We start from the raw sequence: 23,048 nt of genomic DNA, 5'->3' as shown, positions 1-23,048 counted from the left end.
TGTTAATAAATAAAAAAAGATATTTTATTATGAATAATATAAAACTATTAATTGTAAATTGATAAAAGTATTAGAAACTAAAACATTTCTTATTAGTATGTTAAAAACATTTATTTTGTTATCAGTCACGCTTGGTATCCCTTTTGTATTAATCATGTTTCTTTACGGAAGCACATTTTTCAAGAAAGATATCAATAATGACTAATAATTTTTTCCATTTACTAGAATAAAAATCCTTCACTTGTATGAGCGAAGGATTTTTTTTATGATGGTTGATAAATGATTATTTTATAACAACTCTTTTATTGATTTCCATTTGTTTTCCAACAACTTTGATGATATAAACACCTGGAGTTTTGAAATTAACTTCAACTTCTTTTTGATTTGATGAATTAGAAACTTCATTAATTAATTGTCCGTTGAAATTAAAAACAGAAACTTTCTGAATTGATTTCGAATTATTTTCAAGTTTAACTTTAATCGAACGATTTGTTACATTGTAAACTGAAACATCATCACGCTTTTGATATTCGAAATCTCCAGTTCCTAAATTTGAACCCCAAATTTTTTCTGCATATTCAGGATGATCAATAAATGGGTTTCTGTTTTTTTGGTATCTGTAGACTAAATTATTAATATCTTTTTCACGATCAGAAACAGGATCATTTAAATGCCAAGTCATTAATATTTTCAAGAAAGTGTCTGTAAAAACTTTATCTTTTGTTTTATTAAACATAGCATAAGACCAACTCTGAATACCATTTTCTTGATAACGAGTAGCAAAATAAAAATAAGCACGAGCTATATCACCTTTAAACTCATCAATTGGTTCGAAAACTGTTCCAGAAAATCCCGCAGAGTATCCAGAGTTTTTATTACTTCCTAATTTAGAGCCATTTAAAGAAGTGTATGTTGCACTTTCAACAACTCCATAAGGAAAATTATCTCTTTTATTATTAACATAACCATCAGTTGGCCAGATATGGAATGCATCTGCAACCATAGGAGAGTTTTTATTAAAAACACTTTGAGGAATAATATGCTCTCTGTTGTAGCAGTCTCCTTCATTTTTATAACCAGAACTGCCACATTGATCTGAAGATTTTATAAAATTATAAGGATCAATTTTTTTCGGTATCTCTGAATAAATATCATAAATAGAATTATCTTTTTCATCATATTTATCTAAAAAACCATTATCAGAATCTGTTCTATTATAAAGTGTCCATAATCCGCCATATGTTAAATCTGTATGGTTTTTTATTATTTCATATAGCTGTGTTTTTAAGGTAAAGCTGCTACCAGTTGCAGTGTCGTAATAGTTACTTGGTGCTTGCGCTGACGCTAAAACACTTACTGTAAATATAGATAAAGAACATAAAATTTTTTTCATAAACAATTTAGCTAAAAAAAGCTGTGATTTCGACAGCTTGTACTTTGTATAAATTTATGAAATTTAAAGTTTACTAATTGTTAAATTATTTACTGTAATTTTGATAAATCACCAATGAATCTTGAATTTGTTTATTTAATAATTTGTATAAGTCAGGTTGATTTAAAGAAACTCCAGCTATCGATTTCAATTTTTTCTGAAAATTCTTAGAACCTAACAAAAATTTTGCTCGATAAGAATCTTTATTCATGACTTTTTTGGCTTGTAAATCTTTAAAATCTTTTCTAATTTTTCGTGCATATAATTCAGACAAGTCAAATTGCAACTGCATTTCTTTTAAAATTTCTGTATGTTGCATAGATAGCCACGAATTACTTTCATCAAATTTATTGGTAACCCAAAGTTCAGGAAGTTCTCCTGTAGATTCTGCAATTTGCCAACCTAATTTTGAATCTAAAAATCCTTGAGGAACCTTTGTTTGAATAGGTTTCTTTTTGAAGTTTTTGTAATTAAGCTTCATATCTTTTTTCCATTCAATTACAGATTGAGCTTGAAGAGAATGATAACAGAAAAGAGTAATTATAAAAAAGAATATTGATTTATTCATCAGATAATCAGGGTGTTGATTTTAAATGTTTTCTAACAAATCAAGTCTCATCCCATGAGAACCTTTTATCAAAATATTTTGAGTTTTGATTGGATTTTCTTTCAAACATTCTTCAAAGGCAACACGGTTTTCAAATTTTTGTACTTTTGGATTATTCGTAATTGTTTCACCAAAATTATGTCCTAGAATAAAAATTTGATCAAAATCTAAACTTTCAGCTAAATCTAAAATACGTTGATGCTCAGATTTTGATTCTTCTCCAAGCTCGAACATATCACCAATAATAACTGTTTTAGAACCTTCAAATTTTGCAAAATTATTTAACGAAGCTTCCATACTACTTGGGTTTGCGTTGTAAGCATCCATCACAATTTTGTAATTTTCTTTATTGATAATTTGTGAACGATTATTTGATGGAAAATAATTTTCGATTCCTTGTTGAATAGTTTTAGCATTAATCCCGAAATGTTGTCCAATTGCAATTGCACACGAAATATTGCTAAAATTATAGTTTCCTGTTAAATGAGATTGAATTTTTAAATCTTGGTATTTAACCGCCAAATATTCAGTTTCATTTTCTATCAATTCGATTTGAACATCTGCATTATGTTGATCAGAAAATGTAATTCGATTAATATCTTCAGTTTTTTCAACTTGAATTGGATCATTAAAATTGACAAAAGCAGTTCTGTTATTTGCTCTCAAAAAATCATACAATTCAGATTTTCCTTTAATCACACCTTCAATTCCTCTGAAACCTTCTAAATGTGCTTTACCAAAATTGGTGATATACCCATAATCTGGTTGAGAAATTGAAGCTAATAACTCGATTTCTTTTTGATGATTAGCACCCATTTCTATCACGGCAATTTCTGTGTTTTCTGGAATAGAAAGAATTGTCAAAGGAACTCCGATGTGATTATTCAGATTTCCGAAAGTATAATGCGTTTTGAATTTCTCTTTTAAAACAGCTGAAATCAATTCTTTTGTCGTTGTTTTACCATTAGAACCAGTCAATCCAATAAATGGTATTTTAAGATAATTACGATAAGTTTTCGCTAAATCTTGTAGAGCTTCTAAAGCATCATTAACCAAAAAAATATTTTGAGATGTATTTTCAAATTCTTTTTCGTCAACAATTGCCATTGCAGCTCCTTGATTGATTGCTTCTTGAGCGAAAGTATTTCCGTTGAAATTAGCTCCTTTTAAAGCAAAAAAGATACAATTTTGTGAGATGTTGCGTGTATCAGTCGTAACGATTTTCGATTTAAGAAATTGTTCGAATATTTCTGTTGTATTCATGTTATCTAAATAAAATAGATGAGATTCTGTTTTAAAAAAAATAGAAAGAAATTATTCTTTTTATTTCGTACAAATATAAAATTTTATGATTCTATTTTTGACATTTAACGAAGTAATTTACGATAATTGCAAATAAATTAGATGAGATTAATCTTGGTAGCACAAGTTTCTCTATTTTATTTATTATATTAAAAAAATATCTCTAGGACTTTGATAAAAGTATGAAAATAAAAGAAATTACCATTAACGAATTAGAAACTGAACGATTGATTCTTGTTCCTTTTACGATTGATATTTGTGAAAATATGCTGTATAATGATTTTAATATGTTGTATGACAAAGGTTTTGTAAAAAGCAAAGACTGGCCGGATAAAGATATGATGGATACAGTGCCTAAAATTATTCAGAAATTATTAATTCATAATTACGTGACAGGCTTCGAATCCTGGATGATTATAAGAAAGGATACGAAAGAAATAATAGGTGATGTAGGATTTAAAGGGTATAATGCGGAGGAACAAAGTGTAGACATTGGTTATGGAATCATCCGTAAAGAAAGAAGAAAAGGATTTGCAGAAGAGGCGTGTAGAGGTCTTATAAAATGGGCATTTTCTCAAGAAATAGTAAAAGAAATAACAGCCAAATCTTTTTCAGATAATGTCAAATCGATTAATTTATTGAAAAAGCTTGGTTTTGAAAAGATTTTTGAATACAAAGAATTTGTGTATTGGTCATTGATCCAATCTTGAGAACAGAAAGAATTTAATTAACAAATAAAAACTCGATACTATAGTACCGAGTTTTTTTTTATTAAGAAAGATTTTTATCCTCTACGTTTACGTTTTGATTCGAAACTACCAGAGTATTCTTGTGCCACACGGAAACCAATCCAGTTTGTTGCACTTGCTTGGTGTAAGTAACGTCTTTGTCCTGGATCTATCCAGTAAATAGGGTCTTTCCAAGAACCACCTTTTACAACACGTGTTTCATCAGAGATGTCAGAAGTACGTTTAGAAGAATCTTTTTCTAAGATTACTCGACCTTTTTCATCTACTCTAAATTTACGTTGAGGAGCGTTGTACATGTCTTCTGTTGCTTGATCAGCAGATTTACCTTCCTCTATACGTGGTGATAAAGAAGAATTAGGGTCACCATCACGATAATTTGTTAAATCGTATTCTATTTGTTTTTTGTAAGCGCCTGGTAATCCTCTATAAACTAAACGTCCGTTGTCTAATGTATCATATTCAACATTTGTTTCGTCATATTTTTCAAAACCACCTGCGCCATTGTCAATTTTTGTTTTTAAAATATTTCCACGGTAGTAGTTGAAATCGTTTGCTTCTTCATCAATAATTGGACGATAAACATCAGAAACCCATTCAGCAACATTTCCTAACATTCCGTAAAGACCAAAATCATTTGAAGGATATTTACGAACATCACTTGTAATTGCAGAACCATCGTTACCAAATCCACCAATTCCAGAGTAATCTCCACGTCCTTGTTTGAAGTTGTCTAAATATTGTCCTCTTTGAGCACCTTTTGTAACTCTTAAGTTGTTTTGAGCAACATCTTTTCCTTTGTATTCGTTGTATTCACGATTTCCAGGTAAAGCTAATGCTGCGTATTCCCACTCAGCTTCTGTAGGTAAACGGAAAGGTTGCACTTCTAAAGAACTAGTAGCGCGATTCGCTTTTAAGATACGGGTATTTTGTGTTTTGATTTGATTCGCTCTCATAATTTTCGTCGAATCAATCGCTTCGTTTACATTTGTATCACCTAACTTATATTGCTCAGCACTAAATGTCTTATTTCCGTAATTATATTCTTCATTAGCATAGTAATCTTTTGATAAGATTCCTTTGTTCATCAAGGCTTTTTCGTTTGCGCGGTCTGTTAACCAATCACAATAGTTAACAGCTTGTAACCAAGAAATACAAACTACTGGATAATAGCTGAATTCTGGTGAAAATAAATAATTTTCTGTAGAGAAGTCATCACGAGATAATTGATTATTGAAAACCGTTTCATCTGGTAATGCTCCATTATAAATATCCCTGTATTGTGTGTCTTCTGGTGGGAAAACAACTTTTAACCAAGTTAAATATTCTCTATATTCGTAGTTTGTAACCTCAGTTTCACCAATAAAGAAAGATTTCACTTGCATACGAACAGGAGAATTATTCCAATCGTGTAACACGTCATCTTTCGTAATTCCCATCGTAAAAGATCCACCTTCGATGAAAACCATTCCAGGCCAAGCTTTGATGTTTTCTTTCTTTTTACCTGAAAAAAACCAACCTTTACTATCGTTTGGTTTCCATCCTGTACGACTTGTGAAATTTTTTGTTCCACCTCCTTTTTTCTTTCCTGAACTGCTTGCACAACCCATGAATACACTCATAGTAACAGCTGCAAGAGCAAGAGAAAAAATACGTCCTTTATTCATTTTCATAGAATATTTCTGGTTTTCGAAAATTAAATTTAATGCAAATAAAAGCATTTGACATTAATCTTACAACGAAAAAATGCTTTATTTCTTGTATCAAACGTAAGAATTATTTTTTTATTTTACGATTGAAAATATATTTGTCAAAATAGCGTTATTCAGACATGAAGAAATATTTTATTTTAGTTGCAACCTTGCTTCAATTTCCTCAATTGTTTAGTCAAAATTACAAAATAAATTGGGAGAATAATCAAACAATTTCTTTAACGAATGGAAATACGGTAAATGTGCCGTTTTTCTCGAATAAAGACAATTATTTTGTTGGAGGATATTTTCTTCCAGAATTTGTCGTTGAGTTAAATTCTACAAATCAAGAAGTTGAATTGTCAAATGTGCAATTTAAAGAAGTACAGAACGAATTGGCTGATTTGAACACCTTTTCGATTACAGATAAAATTAATTTTTCTTCATACAATATTATCGATAAAAATGGTCAGCAAAAATTAATTGTTAAAGTTGTGCCATTTGTCAAACAAAATAATAAAATTTTAAAAATAGAATCTTTTTCAATTGTTCCGAAATCAGCGCAATCTCGAAAAATATCTTCTCGAAAATTAATTGATAATTCGACTACAAGTGTTTTGAAAACGGGAGATTGGTACAAAATAAAAGTCTCGAAAGATGGAGTTTTTAAATTAGATAAAAGTTTCTTTACTAAAAATGGAATTCCGACCAATTTTAACCCAAAATCGCTAAAAATCTATGGAAATGGAGAAGGGCGTTTGATGGAGAATTTAACGGAAGATAGAACTGGAGCTTTGAATGAAATTCCAATAAAATTTGTTGGAGGTGAAGATGGAAGTTTTGATAGTAATGATTACGCGTTGTTTTATGCGAAAGGTCCGCATCAGTGGTACAGAAATAATACGACAACGTTGAAAGATGCAAAAGTTCGCTATAATTTGTATGATGATTTTGCTTATTATTTTATCAGTTTTAATGGAGAAGATGGCAAAAGAGTAGGAGAACAGGCGCTTACAGCAAGTCCTATAAAAACTTTTTCTACTTTTGATAATTTACAATTTCATGAAAAAGATTCGATTAACTTAAATGGTCTTGGGCAAATTTGGGTTGGAGAAAATATTGGTTTAAATGGAGGTTTCAAGAAAACGTTCAAAGCGAATGCTGTAAATGGTGGAGAAGCATATTTGCGTTATGCGGTGGTTGGAAAAAATGCAAACAATACATCATATAGCGTTAATTTAAATGGACAAACTTTTACTCATTCTTTAGGAAACTCTTTATTTGATAGAAATATTCAAGATAAAACAGTTTCATTAGGTTCAAATTCTATCGATATTGCGGTTTCTTCTAGCGGAACCAATCCTTCTGGATTAGCTTATTTGGATTATTTACAATTGCGTTTCAAAGATGGTTTAACATATAGCAATGAGCAATTCACTTTTCAGTTTTTAGAAGATATTAATAATGGAAGTGTGAATGCTTTTTCATTGAATAATGCTGCAAATGTTTCTGTTTGGAATGTTTCTGATATTCATTTAATTTCTTCAATTGTTCCGCAAAGTAATTTGTATAAGTTTAGCACAAATCATCTGAATCAGTTTGTCGCATTCAAGGATGAAAATGCTTTTACAGATGCAAAATATGTAGGGAAAGTAGCAAATCAAGATATTCGTAGTTTAACCGATATTAATTATATAATTGTCACGCATCCAAAATATTTGGATCAAGCTACTCGCTTGGCGAATTTTAGAAAAGAACATGATAAGATAAATGTTGCAGTTGTAACAACGGAACAAGTTTACAACGATTTTTCTTCTGGAAGTCAAGATCCTATTGCGATTCGTGATTTCTTTAAATTCTTAAAAGATAGATCAAGTCCAAATTTAGAATATGGTGTTTTGTTTGGAGCAACAACCTATGATCCAAAAAATAGAGTAAAGGATTTTACAAATTATCTTCCAACTTTTACAGACGAACCTTCTCTTGATATTGATGGTGCGATTGCAACGGATGATTATTTTGCAATGTTAAATGATAATGTAAAAATGTTATCGAATAGCGTAGACGGAATTTATAGTTACGATGCCAATTGGTTTGAAATAGCTGTAGGACGAATTTCTGCTTCTAATTCTACTGAGGCAAAGATTTTGGTTGATAAAATAGTTTCATATTACGATAAAGTTCAAGGAAAAGGGACTTCCTATGGCGATTGGCGAACAAAAATTGTTGCAGTTACTGATAATGATAATAATGTAAATACTCCAGGCTTAAATGCCAAAATTGATACTGAATTTTCTAAACCTGAGAATCAAATTTATACGATTAATAAAATATATTCGGGAGCTCATCAACCTGAAAGTACTTCTGCCGGAGTTAGATATCCAACCGTAAATCAAGCAATTTTGAATGGAATCGAGTTAGGTTCAAACTTCTTGATGTATTACGGTCATGGAGGTCCTCGTAGTTGGGCACAAGAGCGAATTATTACAGCAGAAGAATTAACAAATTTATCCAATTTTAATGCAGCTTATTCACGTTTACCTATCGTAACAACTGTGACTTGTGATTTTACAATTTGGGATTTACCGCAATATAATTCTGCCGGAGAAGCTATGTTGAAAAACGCAAATGGAGGAGCCTTGTCTATGATAACAACCAATCGTCCAATTGGAACAGGTTACGGAGATTCGATGAATAATTTTTTGATCGAACAGTTTTTCAAGAAAGTTGGAATAGAAAATCAAACAATTGGTAAAGCGCTTAATGAAGCAAAATTAAATTATTCTCCAAAACATCCAAATAACAAAAGTGTAAGTATTCTTGGAGATCCGATGTTAGTAATTCATCGTCCACAACAAGATATTGAAATATTAAGCATCAAAAATAAAAAAGATGTAGATGCTCTTGCTGGTGGTAAAATGCAAGCATTAGATTTTATAACGATTACAGGTAAAGTAAATCAATTATCTAATAATTCTATTGATAATAATTTCAATGGGAAAATTGCGATTAGCTTGTATGAAAAACCTGAAACGAAAACCATTTTATCGGAGTCTGATTGGGCTGGAAAAACTTTCGAAACAGAAAATAAAACAATTTATAAAGGAATAGGAAAAGTTGAAAAAGGTGAGTTTACGATTCAATTTTATGTTCCGAAAGATATCAATTATGAGCTAGGAAATCGTAAAATAAAATTTTATGCTTGGGATGAGAAAGATGGTAAAGATGCATCGACTTTAAAAACAATTACGATTGAAGGAATTAATGAAGAAGGATTAAATGATGATGAACGTCCGCAAGGAAAATTATATATGAATAATCTTCATTTTGCGAATGGAGGAATTACAGATCGTTCGCCTTATTTGGTTGGTTGTTTAACGGATAATTCAGGCATTAATGCAACTGGATCGAGTATTGGACACGATATTGTTGCAACGCTTGATGGAAAAGTGCAAGATGCTTATGTGTTGAATGAATATTATGATGGAGGTGATGCAAACCCATGTATCAATAAGAATTTTGAAGATTATCAGAAAGGACAAGTAATGTATCAATTGAAAAATCTTGAACTTGGTCAACATACTGTGAATTTAAAATTTTGGGATATCAACAATAATTCGAATACTGTAACGTTAGACTTTGTAGTAATGGAAAATGGAACAGGACAATTACATATCGATAAATTGCTAAACTGGCCAAATCCATTTACAAAGAATACGTTTTTCCATTTTGAACATAATTGTGATTCTGAGTTAGATGTAATGGTTCAGATATTTACAATTTCCGGAAAATTAGTCAAAACGATTCGAAAAACTGTGTCGGCAGAACCTTTTAGAGAAGGATATCGAACAGGTAAATATGCGATAGAATGGGATGGTTTGGACGATTTTGGCGATAAAATTGGGAAAGGTGTTTATATTTACAAGGTCAATGTGAAAGGTGTTGATGATACAGTTTGTAAAGGATCAGCCGCAGCAGTTGAAAAACTTGTCATTTTAAAATAATAGAAAAATAAAAATATAATCAATATAACACGAATGAAAAAAATTACCGCAAGCTTATTGATTTTAGCATCGGCTTTTACCTATGCTCAAGATACAGGAAGTAATAATACAGATAAAGATTATACAAAATCAAATCCAATTTTAACGGGAGCTCCATTCTTAAAAATTTCGCCTGATGCACGTGCAGGTGGTTTAGGAGATCAAGGTGTTGCGACATCGGCGGATAACTATTCTCAGTATTGGAATGCTGCTAAATTTGCTTTTGCACCAGATTACTCTGGAGTAGCGTTCACCTATACGCCATATATGGGATCATTGGTGAATGATGTTTTCTTATTAAATGCAACTTATTACACTTTCTTAGGACAAGATGAGCGTAGTACATTAGGAGCAAGTATCTATTATTTCAATATGGGCGAAATTAAGTTAAATAGCTTAAATGCAGCTACTGGACAAATTCAAGAAGATGGTACGGCAAAGCCTAATGAGTTCTCAATCGACTTATCATATGGTTTACGTTTAACAGATAATTACTCGATGGCGGTAACTGGTCGTTTCATTCGTTCCGATTTATCTAATGGAGTAAGCGATGGTACAGTTCAGCCAGCAAATACATTTGCAGTTGATTTAGCAGGTTATTATCAATCAGAAACAATGGATACCAACAATTTTGAAGGTAAATTACGTGGAGGTTTCCAAATCTCTAATATTGGTCCAAAATTAGATTATTCAAATTCAGAAGATAACGCATCTTATTTACCAACAACATTACGTTTAGGAGTTGGTTATGATTTTAAATTTGATGATTACAATAAAGTAGGTATCACAACAGAGTTTTCTAAATTGTTAGTTCCTACACCTCAATATGAATATGATGAAGAAGGGAATATAACAAATAGTTACTTCCCAAATAAAGGTGTAATGGAAGGTATCTTTAGTTCTTTTGGTGATGCACCAGGAGGAGGAAAAGAGGAGTTAAAAGAAATTATGTATTCTGTAGGTGCAGAGTATTCTTATAATGATGCTTTATTTATTCGTGCTGGTTATTTCCACGAAAGTCCAATGAAAGGAGATCGTCAACACTTGACATTAGGTTTAGGACTTAAATACAATTCGTTTACATTTAATGCATCTTATTTAATTCCAATGTCAGATACAAACAATGCTTTAGAAAATACATTACGTTTCGGTATTGCTTGGAATTTTGGTGGAGAAACACAAAATAGCTACGATTACTAGAAATCGTTAAGATTAAGTTATAATTGGTTAACCTTTTGGTTAGCCTTTTTTTATTTATTAACTTAAATCAAGTTTGAAATTAATAGTTAAAACTAATTTTACATCAATTAAAAAACTAAACTTATTATGTCTAACGTTGGATTAATTTTAGAAGAAAAAGCTGCTGATATAGGAAATTTTTTGGTAGGTAGGTTATTACCATTTCGTCAAAAAAGACATGTCGGACCATTTGTATTTATCGACCATATGGGACCAACAAAGCTGAAAGATTATCAAAATCTTGATGTTGGACCGCACCCACATATTGGTTTATCAACTTTGACTTATTTATTTGAAGGAGCGATTATGCATCGCGATAGTTTGGGAACTGAATTAGAAATTCAGCCTGGAGCTGTGAATTGGATGACTGCTGGTAAAGGTGTTGTGCATTCTGAACGAACTCCCGAATATTTACGAACAACTGAAAAAACATAGCATGGTTTACAAATTTGGGTGGCTTTGCCAAAAGAATTAGAAAATATGGAGCCAAGTTTTGTTCACGTTGAAGCAGATAAATTACCAAATTGGTCAAACGAAAATGCAGATTATAAATTGATTGCTGGTAAGTTTGGTGAACATACTTCTGGCGTACCTGTTTATTCTCCTTTATATTTTATTGAGATTAAAGCTAAAAATGATTTCAAAGTTTCATTAGGAAAAGATTTGTATGGAGAATCTGCTTTGTATGTATTAGAAGGTTCTATCAAAGATGGAGGAGAAACATATGGAACAAAACAATTATTAGTAGCGAAAGAAGCTACTTTGTGTGAGTTCGAAATTGCGGCTGGTTCTACCGTTTATATTTTTGGAGGAGAAGAATTACCAGAAGAACATTTTATCTTTTGGAATTTTGTAAGTTCTTCAAGAGAAACGATTGAAACGGCGAAGGAAGATTGGATTAATCATCGTTTTCCTAAAGTTCCTGGAGATGACGATTACGTTCCGATTCCGCAAACTCAACAAAAATCTAAAATAAAAGAAAACGAAAAATAAATTGATAATGAGTGATATTAATGTAACATCAACTTCGACAGATAAAAATTATATTTCGAATATTAAAACTGGGAAACACGAATTTAATGTAGATGAACCTTTAGATAAAGGAGGTTTGGATACAGCTGCAAAACCAAGCGAATTGTTGGGAGCTGCGTTAGCTTCTTGTACTTCGATTACATTGCAAATGTATATGAATCACAAAGAATTTGCTTACAAAAAAGTTGAGGTAGATGTCAATTTTGATATGATTACAACTGAGCCAATTACTTTTCAACGTCATGTTATCATAGAAGGCGATTTCGATGAAAAGCAACGAACAAGATTATTGAAAGTTGCAAATTCTTGTCCTGTGCACAAAGTATTAGAAAAAGGTCACGAGATAGAAACAACGATAGAGTTTATTTAATAAAAAAATCCACTTCATCTGAAGTGGATTTTTTTATCTTAATATTTTATCTAGCTAATCCTGGTTGGATATCCCGAAATTCCTTCGATTACAATTTTCGGATTACGTTTCAATAAAACAATTAATTGTCTTAATTTTTCTGCGTTATAATCTTCATTAAACATATCATCGTGCATTAAAATTACCAAATGATTTTTTTCGAATGTTTTATTTTGATCCAAACGATGTACAATTCCTTCGTATATTTTTTCAGGCGAAGAAAGTTGATGATTTGCAGATTTTTTTCCACTTCTTTCCCATTCATAATCCCAACCGTAAATATAATATTGATTTTTAGCCAATAAATCAGCTGCTGGAATTGCATTTTTTACTGGATCGTCTTTTTTACGTTTGTTCAAACGCCATGTGTTACGCGCAGGCAAACGCACCCAACGAGAATGTATATCTAATACCACCTCATTTTTGCGAATATCTTCGTAAACATTTTCTGGAACACTGTAAAAAGCTTTGTATTTGTTGCGAGCATGCGAAAAAGTATGGTTAGCAATTTCTACATTTGGATTAGCTTTATAATCTTCTACATGTTGTTTCAAATCTTTTGTAAAAGCATTAAAACCAACTAAGAAAACCGTTCCTTTTACATTTTCTTCGGTTAATATTTTATTGATATTTTTGCTTCCTTTGTAAGGCCCATCATCAAAAGTTAGGTAAACATATTGTTTTGTCGAATCAATAGGATTTTGCTTTTCTTCTTTTGCAATAGTATCTAATTGCAAAGCTGATGAGTCAATTTTTACTGTATAAATAGAATCAACATCATTCTGCAAAATCTCTTTTAGCTCAGAAGAAGTTGTTGTTTGATTTTGAATTGGATTATTTGCGTTTTTACAAGAAAAAACAAAAAGTAAAGTTCCAATTGCTAGAAAGCTTTTTAGATGTTTGTTGATAGTGAACATTGATTGTTTAGGTTTTGTGCGAAATTAATAATTTAATCTGATTTGAAATGTTAAATGATTGATGTTATTTATCAGATTATTAAGTATTTACGGTTTTTAATTGTTGTAAATATTGCTTAACAACTTGAATTACACCATCTTCATCGTTAGAAGGCGCTTTAAAATTCGCTATTTCTTTTACATTTTGATGCGCATTTTCCATTGCAAAACTATATTTTGCCAAATGTAACATCTCCAAATCATTCATAAAATCCCCAAAAACAATGATTTCTTCAGAAGAAATATCCAATTTATTCATCAAAGCTTGTAATGCAACTCCTTTGTTCGATTTTTTATTCATAACATCTAACCAAACTTCGCCAGAAACCACAACTTTTAATCCATATTTTTCAAAATCAACTAATTTTGGAAATACATTAAATTCTGTTCCATCAGCGTGATTTACTGCAATTTTAATAAATTGTTCATTTTCGATTTTAGTTAAATCATCAACCCATATATTTTTGTCGTAATAATTTTTAAAATATTCTAAAAAAGTTTCATCTTTCGATTCCACATAAGCGGCATTTTTGCCAGCCAAAACGATATTTGCGCCTTCTATTTTACGCACTTCTTCTACGATTTCTTTTACAATAGACCAATCCAATTCGTCAACAAAAATTTCTTCACCTTTGTAGGTAACATAGGTTCCGTTTTCAGCAATAATTGCCAATTCATCTTTTATATTTTCAAAATAAGAAATGATACTATAGTATTGACGACCACTTGCAGGCACAAATGTGATGTTGTTTTCTTTTAATTCTTCGTAAATTTTATTGAATTCTGGACTTAATGAATGATCAGAACGCAACAGAGTTCCGTCCATATCTGTCACGATTAATTTTATATTTTGCATTGATTTTTCTTAAATAAAAAGGTCTCATAATTGAGACCTCAAAGTTAGTTATAAATTTTTGGTTTGTTCTTCTTCGTTGTTCACGTGCTTAGAATTTTATAAAAAAATAAGAAAATTGTTCAATAGTGTAACTTTTTCTCCATGATATTATCGAGTAGTTTAAGTATTATTCAATATAAGTTTGTGTAGAGGAGTGACAAAAAAGAAGTTAATGTAAAGAAACACCTAAAAAAGCTAATCAAAAAGAGTATAAACCACAATTTTATGCGTTCAAAAAATATAGAAAAAGAATCGAAACCTTATTCTCTCAGCTCTGTGATCAGTTTATGATTAGACCGAAATTGTGCCAAAACTTTCGGTGGTTTTAAAACCATAATTTTAGCCAAAATTACAACTTTAACCACTATTCAATATCTAAATAATTTATGTTTAATAGAAATAGAAATAGTAATAAGCTAAAAATTAATCTTGTCGAATAATGCTCGATGGGTATTAAATAATGTTTGTTTACATGTTATAATGTTATTTTATAATTTATGAACCCGTTTTAATTTTATCAATAAACCTGTCATTTCGAGTGGAATTCTGAAAGAATTTTGTATCGAGAAAAAGGTTTTTGAAGATAAAATTCTATTCTTGATACAATTTTTTTCAGCCTATCCTGAGTTTATCAAAGGGTTCAACAGGCTTTATAAGTCCTTTTTTTATTGGTCAATCTTAAAACATTCATTATTTAGTAGAATAACATTTGTTTCGTTTAGCTCTTTTCTATTTTGCCCTATAAAATTTTTTAATTTTTCGGCAGTGTCCACAAGTTCAAGGCAAACTGGATTTTTTTTAGATGGAATTTCTGAAATATTGAAACTTATCTTATCGTTGTCTAAATAACCAGCTTTTGCAATAAAAATATTGGCTTGTTCAATATTCATTTCTTTCGCTTTCTTTAAAAGTAATTGTCCCAAATTGTTGCTCCAAAGTCGTTGCCATAAAGATTGTCCTTTGACTGTTTGTCCGTAGCCAAAATAAATTCTCATTACGTTTATATTGTTTGTATTCATATTCACAATTTTAAAGTTCATTTAATCTTTTTCCTTCGTGGTTCGAAAATCTTTTGTGCTTTGGTTCGCCAACCATTTGTTTGTTGTAAATGCTGTTATGTCCTGAAACTAAATATGCAACTACACAAGCAATTGCAACATACACTCCGCAATCAGCACCAAAAAGTTCAATTGCCATAATGCTACAAGCTAATGGCGTATTCGTTGCTCCTGCAAAAACGGCAACAAATCCCATTCCTGCTAAAAGTGCTGTTGGCAATGGAATGAAATAACTTAATGCGTTACCTAAAGTTGCCCCAATGAAAAACAGTGGAGTAACTTCTCCACCTTTAAAACTTGCTGCCAATGTGATGATGGTAAAAATCATTTTCAAGGCAAAATCATACATAGGTAATTGTTCTTCAAAGGACTGAACAATTGTAGGAATACCTAAGCCAATGTATTTTGTTGTGCCTATTGCCCAAACTGCAAGAGCAACAATAACACCGCCTATCAAAGGTCGGAAAGGTGGATACTCAATTTTTGATTTGAAAATAGAACTTGCCTTATGTATTGTTTTACTAAATGTTGCTGAGCATAATCCAAAAATAATTCCTGCAATGATTGCGTAAATGATATTTAAAAAAGAGATGTCGGGAACAAAATTGATGTAGTAATGAGTATGGTGTGTTTGCCAAAGTTTCGTAACTAAGTCTGCGAAAATAGCGGCTGCAAATGCGGGTAAAATAGCATCGTATTTTAATCGTCCGATTAAAAACACTTCTAAACCGAAAATTGCACCTGCCAATGGTGTACCAAATACAGACCCAAAACCTGCGGAAATGGCTGAAATGATTAAAATTTTTCGCTCGCTTTCAGAAAGTCGGAAAGGTTTACTGAATTGGTCGGCAATTGCACCCGCCATTTGTAGAGCTGTTCCCTCACGCCCTGCCGAACCACCGAATAAATGTGTTACCACGGTTCCGATATAAACAAACGGAGCCATACGGAAGGGAATAATTTGTTTAGGGTCGTGAATGGTATCAAGAAGTAAATTGTTTCCTGGTTTAATGTCTTTGCCCAAATAATAATAAAGTAAGCCAATGAAAAAACCACCAATAGGCAACAATGCAATTAACCATAAATGATTTTCCCGATAATTCGTAACCCAATCCAATGATTGAAGAAAACCTGCGGAAGCACTACCAACACAAAGTCCGATAAATAAGCAAATGAATGTCCATTTGAGGATGTAAGGAATAGTTGGATAACGTCTAAACAACGACCAAAGTTGTAAATTGATTTTTTTGCTGAATGATTTTTTTTGTTTTGTCTGCATAAACTACCTGATTAAATGTTAAACACTTAACTTAATCAGGCGTCATCAGCTTTTTTTATAGCGGTTGGGTAAGGAAGAACACCATTTCCTTTTTCGTCTGCTACTGTGGGTACGTCATATCCTCGTAGACTAAATTAGTAAAAAACTAATATAGCTTTATGATGATTAAAAAGACAAAAGAAATAGCAGCTTATTTAACTTATAGTAAAAAACTACAAGTTCTAAAATATGCCAAAGAATATGGAAATAACTCTATAGCATATAAATTTTTTGGCGTGAAAAAGAGTACATTTTATAAATGGAAAAAGGCATATGATGAACATGGAGAAGAAGGTTTACTTAGAAAAAAACCAACTCCTCGTACATTTCCCAATCAAATCAAGCAAGAAATTGTAAATAAAGTATTAGAACTTCGAAAAGAACATAAATTAGGGACTTGGCGAATTAAATGGTATTTAGAACGTTATCATGATATTTTAATATCAGAATCAAGTGTTTATCGTATTCTAAAACGCAATAATGTAGGTCGATTAGACAGAAAGGCAACTAGAAGAGCTATGCATAGTATTCGATATGAAAAAGAAACACCAGGTCATCATGTACAGGTTGATGTTAAATTTCTAATTTTTCAAGATGCAAATGGCCATAAAATCAAGAGATTTCAATATACAGCAATTGATGATGCTACACGAATTAGAGCGCTTAAAATCTATGAAAAGCACAATCAATTAAGTTCAATTGATTTCATAAATTATGTTGTAGATAAATTTCCTTTCAGAATTAATACAATTCAAACAGATAACGGACATGAATTTCAATCAAAATTTCATTGGCATGTTCAAGATTTAGGAATGAGACACCGATTTATAAAAGTAGGAACGCCTCAGTTAAATGGGAAAGTTGAACGATCTCATTTAACTGATAAAAAAGAGTTTTATCAACTTTTAAGCTATACTGATGATGTTGATCTAAATCAAAAATTAGAACAATGGGAAAATTTTTATAATTTCAATAGACCACATGGATCTTTTAAAGGAAAAACTCCTTATGAAATACTAAAATTAAAACTAAAATAATTATATTTAAAGTCTACGAAGTCATGAAGTACGACATTGGCAGGCTTAGAATGACATCAATCAAATTGTTTTTAAATAAAAAACCAAATCGTCAAGCTGATTTGATTTCAGCTTCTTATTATCGTCAGTCAGAGTGGGCGTTTGCAAAACGTTGTATCGAAGACTTAGAAGATAAATAACGAATGACAAAACCCGTTGTTAAAAGTGAATTTGAATATTAAAAAAGAATGATAAAAATCCGACGATTTAGGATCGAAATGCAATTCAATTCTAAATTATTGGAATAAAAAAAGTTGAGGTGTCTGAACGAAGTGAGTTATCAACTTTATGGAAATAATTTATTTAGTTGAATCATTGAGAGACTACTGTCGGCATCTTTTTTGTTTCGTTTTTGTGTCAAGACTTCCCCGAAGGGTATATGAATTCATTTAAAAACAATTAGTAACTCATGAATAAAAATGAAAAGAAGAGATTCTTTGGCAGGCTTAGAATGACATCAATCAAATTGTTTTTAAATAAAAAACCAAATTGTCAAGCTGAATTCAGTTCAGCTTCTTATTATCGTCAGTCAGAGTGGCGTTTGCAAAACGTTGTATCGAAGACTTAGACGATAAATAACGAATTATAAAAACCCAACGATTTAGAATCGAAATGACAACGAATTTGAATTAGAAAAGAGGATGAAGAAACCGGCATTAATACTCTCACGTTAAGAAAATGTTTGAATAACGTTAAAAAGGTTTTAGCCCGTAGCGTTTTTAAAATCTTTAGTGAAATGAGAATATTTTTAGTAGAGAGGTTTACAGCCAAGTCTTGCTTGTGACGAGTCTGCCGAAGTATTGATAAGTTAGAATTATACTTATAAAATTACATTGTTTTTTAATAAGCTCGGATATTATTTTTAATATATAGTATAATAATATTCTTTATTTGTTTTAAAATAGTATATTTGTAAACTAAATATTATATATGAATTTCCAATTAATCAAAGATGTAGTTGATTTAATAGAAGAGTTTGAAAAAGAAAATACGTGTAATGCTAATGCTTCTATTGATGATTTTAAAAAGTGGATTATTTTAAATAATCATCTAGAAAGTTCTTGTGATGTTCCTCATTGGATCGAAAAAGAGAAAATGAGATCGCCTGAAAGTGTTATAAGTACATTACTTGTTCATATGAATAGGTATGCGAAAAGTTATTCAAAATCTGCTATTATAGGATCGGATTTTTCATCTCAAGAAGATTTTATTTACTTAATCAATTTAAAGGCATTTGGGGAGATGACAAAAATGGATTTGATAAAGAAAAATGTGCATGAAAAACCAGTAGGGATGCAAATTATAAATCGACTAATTGCTAAAGGTTGGGTAGATCAAGCTTCATCTGAGCTGGATAAAAGAAGTAAAGTTATTCAAATTAGTTCAGTAGGTTTAGAAGTTCTTGAAGAACAAATGGATAAAATTAGGCTTGCGACACAAATTGTAGCAGGTAATTTAACTTATGTTGAAAAAATGGAATTAATAAATCTACTTCATAAACTCGAAGAATTTCATCAAGCAATCTATGAAAAGAATTTTGAAACAGAATCTCTATTAAAAGAGGCTTACAAACATATTAATTAAATACAACTAGTATGAAAAAGAGTATATTTTTCTTTCTACTTATCTGTTGTTCGTTGTTTTGTTTTTCGCAAACGAAAACGTATCAATTGTCCAGCCATATTTTAGATAACTCTACAGGAGAACCTGCACCATCTGTTTCAGTTACATTAGAGAAAATGAATGTGGACAATTCGTGGACAAAGGTAAGTACACAAATAACAGATAAAGATGGTAGAATAGGGAATTTTTTACCTTATGGTCAGAATAATGACGGTGTTTATAAACTCGTATTTCATATTCAATCTTATTTTGATAGTAAAAAATTGCAAACATTTTATCCTTTTATCGAGATTGTTTTTCGTATTAAAGGGAATAAGCATTTTCATGTACCATTGACTGTATCTCCTTATGGTTATTCTACATATAAAGGAAGTTAAAAACGAGATATGAAAAAAAGAATAGCCATTATTGGATCTGGATTTTCTGGTTTATCAGCTGCTGCTTATACAGCAAAAGAAGGACATGAAGTACATGTATTTGAGAAACATAATCAGCCAGGCGGAAGAGCAAGACAATTAAAAACAGAAGAAGGTTATGTATTTGATATGGGACCTAGTTGGTATTGGATGCCAGATGTTATACAAGATTTCTTTGAGGATTTTGGTTATGCCACTTCTTCCTTTTTTGAATTGATATCGTTAAATCCTCAATTTGAGATGATTTTTTCTAACGAAAAATTAGATGTACCTGAAAATTTTGAAGCACTAAAAGAAACCTTCGAAAAAATAGAGAAAGGAGCTAGTTTTCAATTAGAAAACTTTATGAAATCTGCCAAATTTAAATATGAAGTAGGAATGAAGGATTTTGTACATAAACCTTGTACTAATTGGACTGAATTTGTATCTATTAAAATTGCTAAAAATGCTTTGAAATTGGATTTACTTTCTAATTTCAGAGCATATGTTGCACGATATTTTAAAGATAAGAAATTGAGAGCTTTGATGGAGTTCCCAGTTATATTTTTGGGCGCATCTCCTGAAAAGATTCCAGCCTTGTATAGTTTGATGAATTATGGCGGTTATGTACTAGGTACTTATTATCCTAAAGGAGGTTTTTACCAACTGGTATTAGCAATGAAAAAAGTAGCAGAAGAACAAGGGGCGAACTTTCATTTTAATTCGAATGTTGAAAAAATAAATGTAAAAAATCAAAAAGTAAGTTCGCTTCTTATAAATGGTAAAATCCATGAATTTGATGAAGTAATTGCTTCTTCTGATTATCATCATACTGAAACACTTTTGAACGAAGAGTACAGAAATTATACCGCTGATTATTGGAGAGAAAGGACTTTTGCACCATCTTGTCTGATTTTTTATCTAGGTTTTAACGAAACCATTCCGCATTTAAAACATCATACACTATTCTTTGAACATGACTTAGATCTGCATATAGATAGTATATACGAAGATAAAAGATGGCCTGAAAAACCTTTGTTCTATGCTTGTTGTTCCTCAAAAACAGATCATTCAGTAGCACCTAATGGTAAAGAAAATTTGTTTTTACTAATGCCGATTGCTACAGGAATAAATGACAGTGAATTTGTACGTCAGAAGTATTTAACGGAAATGCTCTTGCGATTAGAAAAGCATACAGGTACTCAAGATTTACAGTCTAAAATTGACTTTAAAAAAAGTTATTGTGTCAGAGATTTTGTGTCCGATTATAATGCTTATGGTGGTAATGCTTATGGGTTAGCTAATACACTTAATCAAACAGCAGTACTAAAACCTAAAATAAGAAATAAAAAGCTAAAGAATTTATTTTATACTGGTCAGTTAACTGTTCCTGGACCAGGTGTTCCTCCCTCTATTATATCTGGTAAAATAGTGGCCAATGAGATCAACAAAATAAAAAATTAAATCCGTATGAAACAATTATTTGATGAGCTTTCTTATTCGGTGAGTAAGATGACAACTCAAAAATATAGCACAAGTTTTTCTTTGGGTATTCTTGCCTTAAAACCTTCTATTCGATCGGCTATTTATGCGATTTATGGTTATGTAAGGTTGGCAGATGAAATCGTAGATAGTTTTCATGGATATAACAAAGAGAAGCTTTTAAAAAGATTGAGAAAAGAAACTTTACATGCATTAAATGAGAGGATATCGCTTAACCCCATCTTACAATCATTTCAAGAGACTGTAAATAATTATAAGATTGATAAAGAGCTTATCGATCAGTTTTTGAGTAGTATGGAAATGGACTTGCAACAAATAGAATATGACTCGGACTTATACAAAACCTATATTTTAGGTTCTGCTGAGGTAGTAGGACTCATGTGTTTACAGGTTTTTACAGATGGTAATAAAGATAAGTATGCAGAATTAAAACCTTATGCGATGAAATTGGGCTCTGCTTTTCAGAAAATTAATTTTCTTCGAGATTTGAAAGAGGACTATCATATTTTGGGAAGAACTTATTTTCCGAATGTGGATATAAGTGGTTTTGATAATAAGATAAAATACGCAATTGAAAAAGAAATAGAAGAAGAATTTGATGAAGCGTTGATTGGGATTAAAAAACTTCCAGCTTCTTCAATTTTTGGTGTTTATCTTGCTTACAAATATTATCTTTCTTTGTTTAAGAAGATCAAAAAAAAATCATCCAAAGAAATTTTAAATGGAAGAATTAGAATAGCTAATTCTGAAAAAGCTTTTGTTGCGTTTAAAAGTTACATAAGATATAAAGCTGCTTGGTTATGATTAAAATGTTAGGGTTTCTCATGGTGGGATTTTTAGGTTTTATAAATCACACTGAGGTAGTTCTAGAAGAGCTAAGGGCTAATTATGCTAAGTTATCTAATGACAAAGAATTATGTGCAAATGTAATAGTTGAATTGGACGATATAAAAAATAAATCTGCTATTTATTTGGGTTATTTAGGTGGTGCTCAAACAATTAATTCCAAACATGTGTCTCATCCATTAAATAAGCTTAAAACTTTTAATAAAGGTAAAAAGAATATAGAGGAGGCTATACGTATAGAACCTGAAAATTTAGAATTGAGGTTTATTAGATTATCAGTACAAAAAAACGCACCCTCATTTTTGAACTACTATTCAAAGGTTGAAGAAGATACGCAAATTTTATCAGAAAACAGGCGTAAAATAACGTCTATAAATTTGCGTAGAAATATTGAAAAAATTTTAAACGAATAAGTGATGAAGTACCGTTTGTATAGAGAACAACAGTTGTATTGTGATATTGATACAGCTTGGCAATTTTTTTCTTCTCCAATGAATCTTTCGGAAATTACACCTAAAGATATGGCTTTTACAGTTTTGTCAGAAGATCAGGATCAGCCAATTTTTGAAGGTATGCTCATCGATTATACCGTTTCACCACTATTAGGTATTCCTCTAAAATGGCAGACAAAAATTGTTCAAGTAGAGCAACAGCAAAGTTTTACAGATTTTCAACAAAAAGGACCATATAAATATTGGAAACATTTTCATGAATTTATTCCTAATGAAAATGGAGTTTTCATGAAAGATACAGTAGAATATGAGCTTCCTTTTGGAATTTTTGGAAATATTGTTCATTTTCTTTTGGTGAAAAAAAAGTTGAATAATATTTTTGATTATCGTCAGCACGTATTAAAGAAATTATTTAATAAGTAGGT

At 30.9% G+C, this 23,048-nt stretch carries 20 protein-coding genes, 2 pseudogenes and 1 riboswitch; of the genes and pseudogenes, 14 read left to right on the top strand and 8 right to left on the bottom strand.

Translation table 11 applies throughout. From position 1 onward, the window contains the following. Positions 1–283: 283 nt before the first annotated feature. The 3 genes from ACTS9J_RS10800 to ACTS9J_RS10790 all read right to left on the bottom strand — a co-directional run bounded on the left by ACTS9J_RS10800 (position 284) and on the right by ACTS9J_RS10790 (position 3,302). Positions 284–1,393, bottom strand: a complete 1,110-nt coding sequence (locus tag ACTS9J_RS10800) for an endonuclease (RefSeq protein WP_125349845.1) — start codon at positions 1,391–1,393, stop codon at positions 284–286. A gap of 85 nt (positions 1,394–1,478) precedes the next feature. Beyond that, on the bottom strand, positions 1,479–2,000 hold the full coding sequence (locus ACTS9J_RS10795) for a hypothetical protein (protein ID WP_115000770.1): 522 nt from the start codon (positions 1,998–2,000) through the stop codon (positions 1,479–1,481). A gap of 21 nt (positions 2,001–2,021) precedes the next feature. Next, the gene (locus ACTS9J_RS10790; RefSeq protein WP_448353231.1) at positions 2,022–3,302 is read right to left on the bottom strand and encodes a UDP-N-acetylmuramoyl-tripeptide--D-alanyl-D-alanine ligase; all 1,281 of its coding nucleotides are present in this window, start codon (positions 3,300–3,302) and stop codon (positions 2,022–2,024) included. Positions 3,303–3,523: 221 nt separating this feature from the next. On the opposite strand from ACTS9J_RS10790, the gene ACTS9J_RS10785 reads away from it, so the two are divergent. Continuing rightward, positions 3,524–4,051: a GNAT family N-acetyltransferase gene (locus ACTS9J_RS10785; protein WP_286495783.1), complete on the top strand. Its 528-nt coding sequence runs from the start codon at positions 3,524–3,526 to the stop codon at positions 4,049–4,051. 74 nt (positions 4,052–4,125) lie between these two features. Here ACTS9J_RS10785 and gldJ read toward each other — a convergent pair whose 3' ends face one another. Next, positions 4,126–5,760 (bottom strand): gliding motility lipoprotein GldJ, encoded by a 1,635-nt coding sequence (gene gldJ / locus ACTS9J_RS10780; protein ID WP_448353230.1) that lies wholly within the window; start codon positions 5,758–5,760, stop codon positions 4,126–4,128. Between the two features lie 158 nt (positions 5,761–5,918). Between gldJ and porU the strand changes: the two genes are divergently transcribed. The 4 genes and pseudogenes from porU (at position 5,919) to ACTS9J_RS10760 (ending at position 12,462) form a co-directional block, all read left to right on the top strand. Next, positions 5,919–9,782, top strand: coding sequence for a type IX secretion system sortase PorU (gene porU / locus ACTS9J_RS10775; protein ID WP_416425955.1), 3,864 nt, complete (start codon positions 5,919–5,921; stop codon positions 9,780–9,782). A 33-nt stretch (positions 9,783–9,815) separates the two neighbouring features. Continuing rightward, positions 9,816–11,021: a type IX secretion system outer membrane channel protein PorV gene (gene porV, locus ACTS9J_RS10770; RefSeq protein WP_448353229.1), complete on the top strand. Its 1,206-nt coding sequence runs from the start codon at positions 9,816–9,818 to the stop codon at positions 11,019–11,021. A gap of 126 nt (positions 11,022–11,147) precedes the next feature. After that, positions 11,148–12,053 (top strand): annotated as a pseudogene (locus tag ACTS9J_RS10765) (pirin family protein). 7 nt (positions 12,054–12,060) lie between these two features. Beyond that, positions 12,061–12,462 (top strand): OsmC family protein, encoded by a 402-nt coding sequence (locus ACTS9J_RS10760; protein ID WP_291061660.1) that lies wholly within the window; start codon positions 12,061–12,063, stop codon positions 12,460–12,462. Between the two features lie 50 nt (positions 12,463–12,512). Here the strand turns inward: ACTS9J_RS10760 and ACTS9J_RS10755 are convergent, their stop codons facing one another. Beyond that, positions 12,513–13,418 (bottom strand): polysaccharide deacetylase family protein, encoded by a 906-nt coding sequence (locus ACTS9J_RS10755; RefSeq protein ID WP_448353228.1) that lies wholly within the window; start codon positions 13,416–13,418, stop codon positions 12,513–12,515. Positions 13,419–13,497: 79 nt separating this feature from the next. Continuing rightward, on the bottom strand, positions 13,498–14,313 hold the full coding sequence (locus ACTS9J_RS10750) for an HAD family hydrolase (RefSeq protein WP_291096588.1): 816 nt from the start codon (positions 14,311–14,313) through the stop codon (positions 13,498–13,500). A gap of 218 nt (positions 14,314–14,531) precedes the next feature. Here ACTS9J_RS10750 and ACTS9J_RS10745 point away from each other — a divergent pair. Next, positions 14,532–14,792 (top strand): annotated as a pseudogene (locus tag ACTS9J_RS10745) (transposase); the annotation flags it as partial. Between the two features lie 225 nt (positions 14,793–15,017). Here ACTS9J_RS10745 and ACTS9J_RS10740 read toward each other — a convergent pair. Together ACTS9J_RS10740 and ACTS9J_RS10735 are read right to left on the bottom strand one after the other, a co-directional pair. Further along, a complete protein-coding gene (locus ACTS9J_RS10740) occupies positions 15,018–15,347 on the bottom strand; it encodes a DUF190 domain-containing protein (RefSeq protein WP_219034982.1) in 330 nt (109 codons plus the stop codon). A 34-nt stretch (positions 15,348–15,381) separates the two neighbouring features. After that, positions 15,382–16,689 (bottom strand): voltage-gated chloride channel family protein, encoded by a 1,308-nt coding sequence (locus tag ACTS9J_RS10735; protein ID WP_448353227.1) that lies wholly within the window; start codon positions 16,687–16,689, stop codon positions 15,382–15,384. Positions 16,690–16,718: 29 nt separating this feature from the next. Beyond that, a riboswitch (Fluoride riboswitch) is annotated at positions 16,719–16,787 on the bottom strand. A 63-nt stretch (positions 16,788–16,850) separates the two neighbouring features. On the opposite strand from ACTS9J_RS10735, the gene ACTS9J_RS10730 reads away from it, so the two are divergent. From ACTS9J_RS10730 to ACTS9J_RS10695, 8 genes are all read left to right on the top strand, one after another. Continuing rightward, positions 16,851–17,765, top strand: coding sequence for an IS481 family transposase (locus tag ACTS9J_RS10730; protein ID WP_280046477.1), 915 nt, complete (start codon positions 16,851–16,853; stop codon positions 17,763–17,765). A gap of 23 nt (positions 17,766–17,788) precedes the next feature. Continuing rightward, positions 17,789–17,944 (top strand): hypothetical protein, encoded by a 156-nt coding sequence (locus tag ACTS9J_RS10725; protein WP_448353226.1) that lies wholly within the window; start codon positions 17,789–17,791, stop codon positions 17,942–17,944. Between the two features lie 790 nt (positions 17,945–18,734). Continuing rightward, positions 18,735–19,388: a MarR family winged helix-turn-helix transcriptional regulator gene (locus ACTS9J_RS10720; protein ID WP_448353225.1), complete on the top strand. Its 654-nt coding sequence runs from the start codon at positions 18,735–18,737 to the stop codon at positions 19,386–19,388. An 11-nt stretch (positions 19,389–19,399) separates the two neighbouring features. After that, positions 19,400–19,804 (top strand): hydroxyisourate hydrolase, encoded by a 405-nt coding sequence (gene uraH, locus ACTS9J_RS10715; RefSeq protein WP_291049426.1) that lies wholly within the window; start codon positions 19,400–19,402, stop codon positions 19,802–19,804. Positions 19,805–19,813: 9 nt separating this feature from the next. Then, positions 19,814–21,286 carry a phytoene desaturase family protein gene (locus tag ACTS9J_RS10710; RefSeq protein ID WP_448353224.1) on the top strand — a complete coding sequence of 491 codons (1,473 nt, stop codon included), beginning with the start codon at positions 19,814–19,816 and terminating at the stop codon, positions 21,284–21,286. Positions 21,287–21,292: 6 nt separating this feature from the next. Next, positions 21,293–22,129, top strand: coding sequence for a phytoene/squalene synthase family protein (locus tag ACTS9J_RS10705; protein WP_448353223.1), 837 nt, complete (start codon positions 21,293–21,295; stop codon positions 22,127–22,129). After that, a complete protein-coding gene (locus tag ACTS9J_RS10700; protein ID WP_448353222.1) occupies positions 22,126–22,584 on the top strand; it encodes a hypothetical protein in 459 nt (152 codons plus the stop codon). Before ACTS9J_RS10705 ends, ACTS9J_RS10700 begins: the two co-directional genes overlap by 4 nt. A gap of 3 nt (positions 22,585–22,587) precedes the next feature. Then, entirely contained in the window at positions 22,588–23,046 is a 459-nt protein-coding gene (locus tag ACTS9J_RS10695; protein ID WP_448353221.1) for an SRPBCC family protein, read from the top strand. Positions 23,047–23,048 lie beyond the last annotated feature (2 nt).

The organism is Empedobacter sp. ULE_I140, assembly GCF_053482575.1.
The sequence above is the reverse complement of the archived record's forward strand: the minus strand, read 5'-3'. Positions and strand labels throughout refer to the sequence as shown.

Excerpts from the sequence above, each read along its gene's own strand:
- ACTS9J_RS10720 (WP_448353225.1), top strand. The coding sequence starts at position 18,735 with ATGAATTTCCAATTAATCAAAGATGTAGTTGATTTAATAGAAGAGTTT.
- ACTS9J_RS10740 (WP_219034982.1), bottom strand. The coding sequence starts at position 15,347 with ATGAGAATTTATTTTGGCTACGGACAAACAGTCAAAGGACAATCTTTA.
- ACTS9J_RS10760 (WP_291061660.1), top strand. The coding sequence starts at position 12,061 with ATGAGTGATATTAATGTAACATCAACTTCGACAGATAAAAATTATATT.
- ACTS9J_RS10785 (WP_286495783.1), top strand. The coding sequence starts at position 3,524 with ATGAAAATAAAAGAAATTACCATTAACGAATTAGAAACTGAACGATTG.
- ACTS9J_RS10755 (WP_448353228.1), bottom strand. The coding sequence starts at position 13,418 with ATGTTCACTATCAACAAACATCTAAAAAGCTTTCTAGCAATTGGAACT.
- porU (WP_416425955.1), top strand. The coding sequence starts at position 5,919 with ATGAAGAAATATTTTATTTTAGTTGCAACCTTGCTTCAATTTCCTCAA.
- ACTS9J_RS10695 (WP_448353221.1), top strand. The coding sequence starts at position 22,588 with ATGAAGTACCGTTTGTATAGAGAACAACAGTTGTATTGTGATATTGAT.
- gldJ (WP_448353230.1), bottom strand. The coding sequence starts at position 5,760 with ATGAAAATGAATAAAGGACGTATTTTTTCTCTTGCTCTTGCAGCTGTT.
- ACTS9J_RS10725 (WP_448353226.1), top strand. The coding sequence starts at position 17,789 with ATGAAGTACGACATTGGCAGGCTTAGAATGACATCAATCAAATTGTTT.
- ACTS9J_RS10795 (WP_115000770.1), bottom strand. The coding sequence starts at position 2,000 with ATGAATAAATCAATATTCTTTTTTATAATTACTCTTTTCTGTTATCAT.
- porV (WP_448353229.1), top strand. The coding sequence starts at position 9,816 with ATGAAAAAAATTACCGCAAGCTTATTGATTTTAGCATCGGCTTTTACC.
- ACTS9J_RS10710 (WP_448353224.1), top strand. The coding sequence starts at position 19,814 with ATGAAAAAAAGAATAGCCATTATTGGATCTGGATTTTCTGGTTTATCA.
- uraH (WP_291049426.1), top strand. The coding sequence starts at position 19,400 with ATGAAAAAGAGTATATTTTTCTTTCTACTTATCTGTTGTTCGTTGTTT.
- ACTS9J_RS10800 (WP_125349845.1), bottom strand. The coding sequence starts at position 1,393 with ATGAAAAAAATTTTATGTTCTTTATCTATATTTACAGTAAGTGTTTTA.
- ACTS9J_RS10705 (WP_448353223.1), top strand. The coding sequence starts at position 21,293 with ATGAAACAATTATTTGATGAGCTTTCTTATTCGGTGAGTAAGATGACA.
- ACTS9J_RS10790 (WP_448353231.1), bottom strand. The coding sequence starts at position 3,302 with ATGAATACAACAGAAATATTCGAACAATTTCTTAAATCGAAAATCGTT.
- ACTS9J_RS10735 (WP_448353227.1), bottom strand. The coding sequence starts at position 16,689 with ATGCAGACAAAACAAAAAAAATCATTCAGCAAAAAAATCAATTTACAA.
- ACTS9J_RS10750 (WP_291096588.1), bottom strand. The coding sequence starts at position 14,313 with ATGCAAAATATAAAATTAATCGTGACAGATATGGACGGAACTCTGTTG.
- ACTS9J_RS10730 (WP_280046477.1), top strand. The coding sequence starts at position 16,851 with ATGATTAAAAAGACAAAAGAAATAGCAGCTTATTTAACTTATAGTAAA.
- ACTS9J_RS10700 (WP_448353222.1), top strand. The coding sequence starts at position 22,126 with ATGATTAAAATGTTAGGGTTTCTCATGGTGGGATTTTTAGGTTTTATA.